Annotated in this window: 12 protein-coding genes; 8 read left to right on the forward strand and 4 right to left on the reverse strand. The window is 62.6% G+C overall.

The genetic code is table 11. The features are described from left to right. Positions 1-14: 14 nt before the first annotated feature. The 5 genes from MKL11_RS16705 to MKL11_RS16725 all read left to right on the forward strand — a co-directional run bounded on the left by MKL11_RS16705 (position 15) and on the right by MKL11_RS16725 (position 4,113). Positions 15-362, forward strand: a complete 348-nt coding sequence (locus MKL11_RS16705) for a hypothetical protein (RefSeq protein WP_409565871.1) — start codon at positions 15-17, stop codon at positions 360-362. Positions 363-1,354: 992 nt separating this feature from the next. Then, positions 1,355-2,038 carry a cell division protein DivIVA gene (locus tag MKL11_RS16710; protein ID WP_243945227.1) on the forward strand — a complete coding sequence of 228 codons (684 nt, stop codon included), beginning with the start codon at positions 1,355-1,357 and terminating at the stop codon, positions 2,036-2,038. 61 nt (positions 2,039-2,099) lie between these two features. Then, positions 2,100-2,615: a hypothetical protein gene (locus MKL11_RS16715; RefSeq protein ID WP_243945228.1), complete on the forward strand. Its 516-nt coding sequence runs from the start codon at positions 2,100-2,102 to the stop codon at positions 2,613-2,615. Positions 2,616-2,673: 58 nt separating this feature from the next. After that, entirely contained in the window at positions 2,674-3,216 is a 543-nt protein-coding gene (locus tag MKL11_RS16720; RefSeq protein ID WP_243945229.1) for a hypothetical protein, read from the forward strand. Between the two features lie 633 nt (positions 3,217-3,849). Further along, a complete protein-coding gene (locus tag MKL11_RS16725) occupies positions 3,850-4,113 on the forward strand; it encodes a hypothetical protein (protein ID WP_243945237.1) in 264 nt (87 codons plus the stop codon). On the opposite strand, the gene MKL11_RS16730 is transcribed toward MKL11_RS16725, so the two are convergent. Together MKL11_RS16730 and MKL11_RS16735 are read right to left on the reverse strand one after the other, a co-directional pair. Beyond that, entirely contained in the window at positions 4,034-4,366 is a 333-nt protein-coding gene (locus tag MKL11_RS16730) for a DUF3761 domain-containing protein (RefSeq protein WP_243945230.1), read from the reverse strand. The two genes, MKL11_RS16725 and MKL11_RS16730, sit on opposite strands and share 80 nt — an antisense overlap. A gap of 8 nt (positions 4,367-4,374) precedes the next feature. Then, positions 4,375-4,572 (reverse strand): hypothetical protein, encoded by a 198-nt coding sequence (locus tag MKL11_RS16735; protein ID WP_243945231.1) that lies wholly within the window; start codon positions 4,570-4,572, stop codon positions 4,375-4,377. 126 nt (positions 4,573-4,698) lie between these two features. Between MKL11_RS16735 and MKL11_RS16740 the strand changes: the two genes are divergently transcribed. After that, positions 4,699-4,878: a hypothetical protein gene (locus tag MKL11_RS16740; protein WP_243945232.1), complete on the forward strand. Its 180-nt coding sequence runs from the start codon at positions 4,699-4,701 to the stop codon at positions 4,876-4,878. Between the two features lie 509 nt (positions 4,879-5,387). Continuing rightward, complete coding sequence (locus MKL11_RS16745; RefSeq protein ID WP_243945233.1) at positions 5,388-5,873, forward strand: lysozyme inhibitor LprI family protein; 486 nt, start codon at positions 5,388-5,390, stop codon at positions 5,871-5,873. An 82-nt stretch (positions 5,874-5,955) separates the two neighbouring features. On the opposite strand, the gene MKL11_RS16750 is transcribed toward MKL11_RS16745, so the two are convergent. Beyond that, on the reverse strand, positions 5,956-7,107 hold the full coding sequence (locus MKL11_RS16750) for a hypothetical protein (RefSeq protein WP_243945234.1): 1,152 nt from the start codon (positions 7,105-7,107) through the stop codon (positions 5,956-5,958). 211 nt (positions 7,108-7,318) lie between these two features. Here MKL11_RS16750 and MKL11_RS16755 point away from each other — a divergent pair, with 211 nt between their 5' ends. After that, complete coding sequence (locus tag MKL11_RS16755) at positions 7,319-7,987, forward strand: hypothetical protein (RefSeq protein ID WP_243945235.1); 669 nt, start codon at positions 7,319-7,321, stop codon at positions 7,985-7,987. Positions 7,988-8,278: 291 nt separating this feature from the next. Here MKL11_RS16755 and MKL11_RS16760 read toward each other — a convergent pair whose 3' ends face one another. Continuing rightward, positions 8,279-8,719 carry an SRPBCC domain-containing protein gene (locus MKL11_RS16760; RefSeq protein WP_243945236.1) on the reverse strand — a complete coding sequence of 147 codons (441 nt, stop codon included), beginning with the start codon at positions 8,717-8,719 and terminating at the stop codon, positions 8,279-8,281. Positions 8,720-8,919: the final 200 nt, after the last annotated feature.

Consider the following 8,919-nt stretch of genomic DNA (forward strand, 5'->3'; position numbering starts at 1 on the left):
GCCGAGACAAGACGATGGTCCGCTCTCCCCTTGCACTGAGCGTGGCCTTTGCCGCGTTCGCAACTCTGGCACTCACCGCATCCGTGCAGGCCCAGACTAAGCCCGGCGAGATCAAGGGCTTCGATGCGATGGGCGACAAGGACCGAAGCGCCCAGGATGGCTGGAGCCAAGCTCCGGTGCCACGGGAGGAGTCGGCTGCCAAGGATGCACCTAACCCCGGCGGCCACTCGATTGCGGAGAATAAGGATCGGCCGGTGCCAGCAGCAAACCCAACGGGCGACTCTGCGCATGATCCTCAGGCGCCACTGCCGAACCGCACAGCATCCCCCTCGGGCACCAATCCAGCGGAGCCTTCGAAATAGATCTCATGCCTCGCCGCTGGCACCGACGGCGCCATCTTGAGCTCGTGCCTGCCCAGCACAGGCGGGCTTAGGATCAGTGAGAAGAGCCGTCCACACCTTGAGTGCGTCTGGTGTGATACCCCTCCCACTACCGTGTTTCTTGCCGTAGCGCTGCCGTCAGCTACCGCGCCTTGCCGCAGGCTGCCGTCCCTCAGCCGTATACAACTGTATACAGCCGTCTTCCTGCCGCCTCGGCTTCCTCGACCCAAAGCCGATCGAAGCACCGCGCAGCAGGCCGAAGCGGCGCCGATGCTCTCGGACGTTCGCACGTGTTCGGAAACGCTCGAAGATGTTCTCTGCACACCTGTGCACCCACGGTGCGGATCGGCCTGCCCAGCCCGATCCGTGACTACGGGTGCCTTGGTCTGTAGGCGGGATGACCCCACTTCCGCGCCCCTGCCGCTCCCGGGTAGGATACCGTTTTGAGCTGCATCGCGTCCCTCTTCATCCGCCGCGGTAGCCGCCCACGTGATCAAGAATGACGTCGCCGTCCCGGCGACCGTCAGCTGGGCTGCCGTTCCCGGTTGGCATCTTGAGCTGACACGGCCTCAACTGCTGCAATCACGTTCTTCAGTTCGGCGACCTGGCGCAGAGCGCTGCTTGCCGGCAACCCATCGTGCTCGGCCATCGCCAGGATGAACGTGCGCTGGTGCTCCTTCAGGCAGTCGAGAAGGGCGTGAAGCTTGTCGGACGTCGAGGCGCTATAGCCGCGAGAGGTGGTCTTGACAGTCTAGGGCGCGGCTGCTGACGAGCACTGATCATTCCTTCCTGAGAACCGTTTGGACCATACGACCACGATGATAATCGACCCTGGCGATGATCCGACCGTATGATTAACTTCGATCAAGGATCCCTTATAAATTCCTGCTATTGCCGCTTAAAATTAACTACTCATTAACCATGATTGTGTCGCTATCCCGCCATGCTTCCCATTTAGGATGGAACAAATCAGCATGGTCGCGGCCCCCACTGCCTCTTGGTCCCATATCCTGACGCAGGTTGCGGAAAGCCTCGACAGGATCAGTGAGAAGCCGTCAGCTGAGATCCTGATGCTCAAGCCGACGCTGAGCACGTTCGAGCCTTCGCTTTCTCGATCAGACGCTGAGGTCGCCAGCGTTGGACCATCGCCGATCACACCTGATCCGGTCGTCAATGACGCTCGACCTGCATCCGGCATCTCCAGTGCTGAGATAGAGGATGTCGCGGATTGGATGAGCACTCTCGACATCATCAACGGAATGGCTGGGATCGCCGACGATCAGAAGAAGCGCCTGAACGAACAGAGTGTGTCCCATGACGCTGCGCTCCAAGCACTAAAAACTGAACTGACGGAGGCGCAGCACCTTCTGCGATTATCTGAACTGCGCGCGCACGAGAACCAGGCTCGGGCAGATATTCGATTGCAGAAAGTTCAAGCCGATGCAGACGCGCAAGTCCAAGCAATCCGTGCGGAAGCAGAGGGGCGGGTACGCACGATACGAGCAGAGACGGAGGCTTGGATACGAGCTACTGAAGAGCAGGCCCGCGTCGCAGATTTAAGAGCTGATACGGCCGAAAAATGGCTTCAACGCATCGATACGGCTGCCAAAAACCTGCTGCTGGGTGGTCACATGAATTCGTGTTCGTCTAAGACATAGTCGGATTGGATAAATCCAATTAATTGCACAAAAGTAATAATAGTCGTAGCGAGAATAAGTTATGGAACAGGTACAACGACTCGCTTCGATTTGTACATTGCAAGATGAAGTGGTTCCATTTTCCACATTTGGAGTAGGTAAAAGCCGACCGACGAATAATGTGACCGTCCTGGCACCATCTATCGACAGCGCAGCCATCGATCGTACCACGAGCAAGGAGATTTCCTCTGCCGGGAAATGGCCTGGGCTACTGGAGCGGGTGCGCGGCGCGGCTCATTATATTCGCGAGGTCGAGGATCGCGCTCAAGAGCAGGAACTTCGTGTCCAGGAAATATTGGAGCAAGTGCAGGCCGACATGCAGGAGGCCAGTGCGAAAGTACAGGATGCGGAGCAACGCGCCCGAGATGTGCAGGTGCACGCCAGCAAGTTGATCCAAGCCGCCGAGGAGCGGGCAAATATGGCTGAGAAACGCGCTGCAGTTGCAGAAGCTTGGCTAATTCAGATTTCTCAAACAATCGAGACTGAGTTTGTTATAGAGCCTGCCGTTCCAAAACAAACTGGCACAATTAGCAAGTGATTGCACTCTATACCAATCGTTGTCTTGTTGAGCGTGGTGGAAGGATGGGGAGTTGGTGATGGCAGCAATAGACGAGGCCTTCTGGGTAGACCTCGATGCACATATTCTAGCTAATCGTTCAAAGGATTTGGCTGCTCCTTCGTCCGGGGTGTTCAACCTATCGCCGTTAATTAATGCAAGCGCGCCCTCCGGTGCTCCTCCCACATCGCCACGTCAAGTAGCTTCAGATTGGACCGGCGTACTCGATACTATCACTGCAGCTAAAAGCGCTGCGGATCGTCAAGAAAATCGATTACGAGAGCAAGCTGCTGCGTATGAAGCTCTTATTCAAGAATTGAAGTTAGCTCAGAATAAGATCAAAGACCTTGAAGTTCTTGCAAATGAAGTGCGGGAACAAACGGAAAAAAAGCAGCACGAAATAATGGCTGGAGCTGAACGCCTCAGACAAGAAATTCAGGCTAAGGCGGATGCTCAGTTGCAAACTGCAGAAGATCGCATACGCGCTGCTGAACTGCGAGCAAGCGTGGCAGAAGATTGGTTAAGGCGCATCGAGCAAGCCAGCAAAAACCTTTTGCCGGGTGAACGACGTGCCGCCGCATGAGTTTGACCAGTACATGAACAATTGTCTCAGGCTGCGACCTCTGCTGTTAGATTGAACATGTCGATGCGAATTATTCTTGTCGCAGCACTAGTTGGACTTGTTCTTGGAGGATGCGTCTCGGCGAATGACGAGCTTGCTGACCAAAATCTTATTGAACACATATCTAAACAAGAGATTGACTACACATATCCAGTCAAGCTAGAAGTTTTTAACCAATATAACTGGCGGCTTCGCCTTACGCATCTCTAAAAATACGATCCCATAATTATGATATAATATTTTTATACTACCGAAGTGAAGTGTAAATTCTTTGACATTGTATGTATGTGACGTCTCAGCGTGGACAGAACTATTGATTGGCGGGCAGGGCCTCGACGGCCACGTTCCAGAGCAGCCCGTGGAACTAGTTGGGGCCTGGAATAACTCACACTGCTATCAGGTCTGTTAACCGTCCCACGCCACCATGCACTTAGCGACCGGCCTGCGGGCTGAGCGCCGGCAGAGCAGCACTGGGAGCTCCACCCCTCGATACTCGGTGCGGCCTCGCCGGCGCAGTCGCACTCGCTGCAGATGTTGTTGCTGTCAAGCTTGAGCACCGCTAGAGCCCCTGCTTGTGATCCGGAGCAGGTGCCGATGGGCGACGACGTGACCGCCCTGCTTGTCGCCATCGCGCGTGAGAACGCCGAACTGCGCCAGCAGCTCGCGACCGCCCAAGACATGCTGATGGAGAGCGCGATCGACGCTGGGAACCTGCATGCGCTGATCGAGGCGGTTCAGGCCGAGCGCGATGCGTGGCGGGAGGAGGCTGAAGCTCGGCCTAGCAGCAGTCGCGGCTTGCAGAGACCCAACACGCCACTCCGCGGTGGTGCGAACACGTCCCTTGGCGGTGCTGGCTGAAGCTCCAATCGCCGTCGCGGCAGTGCGCGGTGGCGTCCGTCGGCTTGGCGCAGGTTGAGCCCTCGGGCTGCTCGGGGCGTGGCACCTCGCATCCGTCCCTGCTCGTATAGGTGCCGTGGCGCAGCTCCTCGGGAGCAAACAGCTTGCACGCGCCGCGCGCCCAGACGTCGCCCGATGACCCGAGCAAGGTGGCGGCGAGCAAGGTGGTGGTGAGAAGCCGGGCCGGCGCCCGGCGACGATCGCGCTGTGGCATGACCAGCCTCAGTCCCAGAAGAAGTGTCCGGCGACGTAGTGCCTGCCGTGCCGGTTCGTGCGCCAGTCGGAACGTGGGTGACAGTGGCGCGGATGGCCGTGGCAGCCCCGGGCGTTCAGCATGCCAGGCGTGGCAGAGGCCGGTGCGGCCGTGAACAGCAGCGGCGCGGCGAGTGCGAGCAGGATCGGCAGGGTGGCCCGGGTCAAGGTGCATCCTGCAGTTGAGACGCAGCGTACCCGAGCGTGACGGTAAGGCGAGTCGCGTCCGCCGGAACCTGATCTTAAGCCTACCACCACACCGTGCCGACAGCGCGTCGAGGCTCGGTGGTCAGCATGTCGGTAGCAATCCTCACGGCCCTGATCGCCAGCGCGCTGTGCCTCGGCATGTTCTCGGTCGTGATACCGTTAGGCCCGCGACGGGACCAGGATGACGGGGACGACGAGGCGTTCGGGTACGAGGACGAGTTCTACGACCTCAACGGCCCGGTGATCGACATGGAGCCGGTGCGCTGATGCTTGGACAGCCGGCAAAACGTGATTGCCTCAATTGCCGGCCGCCATCGACCCGAGGGTTTCAAAACCATGCGTAACCGCTCGCCGCGGTCTTTCACCGTCGAGACCAAGTCGGGTGGGCGCCAACGTCCCATCATCCCGCATCGTGCTGCCGAACTCGTCGCCCCGCGGCCAGCCGTGTCCTGGCCTCCGGTGGCCGAGCCACGGGCACCTGCCGCCGAGGCGCGCCGGATCCTTCCCAACCTGATCGTGACGGAGGCTCCACCGGACGAGGCGGAGCCAAAACCGGTGGCAGAGGAGATCTCGGTGAAGCCACGGCGCGGGCGACCGCCCAAAGCCAAGTCGGTCGTTGCCGAGATGGAAGTGGAGCCGCTTGCCGAGCCCGTGGTCGAGGTCGCAGCTACTGCGCCCGCACTCGTTCTGCATGCCCCAGCACCTCGCCTGATACGCGCCGCGAAGCCGCCGGCCGTTCTGGCAGCTGGTGAGCGCTGGAAACGACGCCTCGGGCGGTGGGCTCGGTAGCGCAATCAACCTCGACAGCCGCCCCTACACTCGCCATCCTTGGGGCCATGAATACCGGACTGACCTCGAAGGCACTCACTGGGCCGATCGCCGTCGCGATGGTTGGGATAGCACTTGGCTCCCCGACCGCTCGCGCATGGGCCCTCGACTGCAAGAACGCGGTCACGACGCCCGACCTTAATGAGTGTGCGGATCGAGACTTCAAGGCGGCCGACCGCCGACTGAACGAGGCCTATCGCCAAGCGCTCGGACGCATTGATACGGCCGGCCTGCCGCCCGAGGGGCAGCGCGCCTATCGGCAAGCGCTCCAGGATGCCCAGCGGAAGTGGATCCCCTTCCGCGATGCCGAATGCGAACTCGCCCGCTTCGACGCCTACGGCGGCACAATGGCGACGATGATCGGTATCGGCTGCCTGACCAAGCAGACCGAAGGTCGGATCAAGGATCTCCAGGGTATCGCAGCTTCGCAGTAGCTGGATCCGATATCCGCTCTGCCGATCGCCCACCTATCTGCCGATCGCCCACCTAAGTGCACGCTCGCGAGCGCAGCCAGACCTACGATCCCCGCACCTGGCCGCGCACCCCGGCGCCGCGCAGCATCCCGTAGAACTTGCCCGGGTCGAACATCGCCCGCGCCTGCTGCAGCGAGATCGGCCGGCCGCCCGGCGCTTCGCCCCCGGCCATCCCGCCGGCCTTCTGCCCTTGGCCCTGCTTCTGCTGGCCGCCGGCGATGCTCTTGAGGGCGCTTCCGATCTGCGCGTAGGGGCTGGCCTCCTGCTGCTGCGCGGCGGGGTCGGTCGAGAACCCGGCCGGCGGGGAAGCAACCGCGAGCGGCTGGGCCGACAGCGCCGCGATGCCCGGGGCCGGAGAAGCCTGTCCCGGCACGGCAGCCCCCTGACCGACGACACCACCGAGCCCGAAACCGCCCTGCTGAGCCGTCGAGCCCATCGAGCCGCCGCGAGGGGCTGCGACCCCCGGCAGCGCCTGCCCGCCCGCGAAGCTGTTCGCGTAGGCCTGTGTGGTCGCCAGCCGGGCCGCATTCTCACCGCCAGGGCGATTGTACCCGGCGAACTTCCAAGCGTCCGCCATGAGGGCGTTGGCCTCCTGCGGGCTCTTGGCGTTCTGCAGGGCGCTCGTGAGCTGCGGGTTCTCCTGCAGCAGGAAGTTGGCCTGTGCCGTCACCGGGTCGGCCGCGCCCTGTGTGAACGCCTTCATGTTGGCGAGGCGGTCGGCACGCCACGACAGGATGCCGCCGGACTGGCCGGCCTGACCGCTCTCGCTTGGGTCGGACCACGATCCGGTGATGTTCGAGGGTGAATACCGGCTCTCATGTTGGGCGTAGGCCGCGACCGCCCCGAGGCCATTCGGGTTCGTAAGACCGCCCTGCTGCAGGGTCGAGATGAACCGGCCGCGGATGTCGTTGGGATCCGGCGTTGCCGCCTCGGCGCTGTTCGGCCCGAGCATGGACAGCAGCCCCGTGGCGGCCGCCTGTGCCCCAGGCTGAACCACGGGCGTCGGCGCGCCGGTCGGCGGGGTCTGCAGCTGGTAGCCGGTGAAGCCCGGCGCCGTGGCTTGCGGCACGTCCTGGGGTGCCGCGGCCGGTGCCTGGGCCTGGGCGAGCTGCTGCTGCAACCAATCCTGCAGTGCCGGGCTCAGTGGTGTGTCGTTACCTGTGAAGGAGGGCAGGCCCCCATAACCATTGCTCATAGTCAGTGCCTATCGGGTCGATGCCTTACGATCGACATTGCCGATAGAAGAACGGCGGCGCAAGCAGCCCGTTGCCGCTCACGCCGCAACGCTTAAGCCGTCTTCACGCGATGCTCGCGCGCACCCATCGCCCCTCCATTCCCGCCAGAGCAGGAGGAGGAACCGCTTTTCCACGTACCGCCGGGCCCGGTTATGGGCGTGCACGGGCGACATGACCCGCCGCGCGGTGATCTGCTCGCTCGACGCCGAGATGGACCGCCCCGAGCTGCGGGATTTCAGCTTCAACCCAATCGACCGTGTGATGGCCGACCGCGGGGCCTACGTCGCTGCCGCGCTCACCGTGATCCGCGCCTACCAGGTTGCGGGCTTGCCGACCGTCTGCGGCTCGCTCGGGAGCTACGAGGACTGGTCCGCCATGGTGCGCTCACCGCTCGTCTGGCTCGGTCATGACGATCCGGTCGTGAGCATGGAGACCGCCCGCGAGGAGGACCCGGAGCTGTCCGCGATCCGCGAGTTGTTCGAGCACTGGCGCGAGCATCTGACCCTGTCGAGCGGCTACACCACGAACGCCATCACCAAAGCCGCCTGCGAAAAGGGCCCCGGATCGAGCTTCGACTACAACGTGCAGGAGTTCCGCGCGCCGGAGTTTCGGGACCTGCTGCTGCGGCAGGCCGGCGACGGCGGCGCCGTGAACAGCCGGCGCCTCGGCAAGTGGCTGTCTCGGATCAAGGGCCGCGTCGTCGGCGGCCACCGGATCGAAATGAGAGAAGACAGCAGCCACGGAAACCGGTTCTCGCTCTGTCGGGTGGGCGAGACCGACGGCTTTCCTGGCGGCCGGCCGGCTGGCGATTATCGCCCCTGTTCGGAACCGATGTTCTGATGCGCGCGCCAGATATGGGGGTTTCGGGGGAATTGGGGGTTTTTTTCATCCCAACGCGAAGAACTGTCAGGATCAATTTGCGCGTGCATGTTGCGGGTGTGCCCGCACCCGCAAGCGCACACGTACATGACAGTTTGCGTGTAGCGGCCAAAACAGACCCCCAAAATCCCCCAAACCCCCATCCGTGCCCGACGAGGCGCCGATGATCCCCGCTGCCGACACCCGGAGGCCGTCCCGCCCCGACCACGACCCGGCTGAGCACAAGGCACGGCTCGATCCCGGTTCGCGCGTTCACGCCTGCGCTGGAACCCTGCGCCTCACGACCTCAGACATCAGCGCTTCATTCATCTCGGTAAAGCGCCGGGTCAGCGGCGTTCTCAGCAAAGGGAAGACGACCGGTACGAGCACGCCGGAGAACCTCTCCGACTGCTCCAAGGTCACGACGCCCGACGCCTCCGTCACACCGAAGCTGTGCGTGCCGGTCATCAGCTTGGATGGGCCGCCTCGCCACGTCAGTCTCGTGCCGTGCGACAGCTCCGTGATGACGATCGGGACGCTGAGGAAAACCCTACCGTCTACGGTCAGCTCGGCTTTCCAGGCAGCACCCTCCACCAGCTTGCCGCCTACCTTGCGGATGAATGGGTTCCACCGCGGGTACGACGGTAGGTCGATGAGGACCGCCCAGACTTCCTCGGCGCGTCCTGGGATCGAGAGCTCGGTGCTGATCTGCATGGCGGCTTCTAGCCGATCCCCTTCACGAAAGGACTGACCATGCCAAGCAAGTCCGACCCAGACCGCATGACCCACCCCGGCCGCACCTCGGCCGAGCGCCGCGCCCTCGACCGCGTCGGCTGTGGTGAGCCTCCGGGCTGCTCGCCGAAGACCCTGCGACGCCTGCTCGACGACGGGCTGCTGATCGACCAGGGCGGGGA

Source organism: Methylobacterium sp. J-077 (assembly GCF_022829365.1).
Taxonomy (GTDB): domain Bacteria; phylum Pseudomonadota; class Alphaproteobacteria; order Rhizobiales; family Beijerinckiaceae; genus Methylobacterium.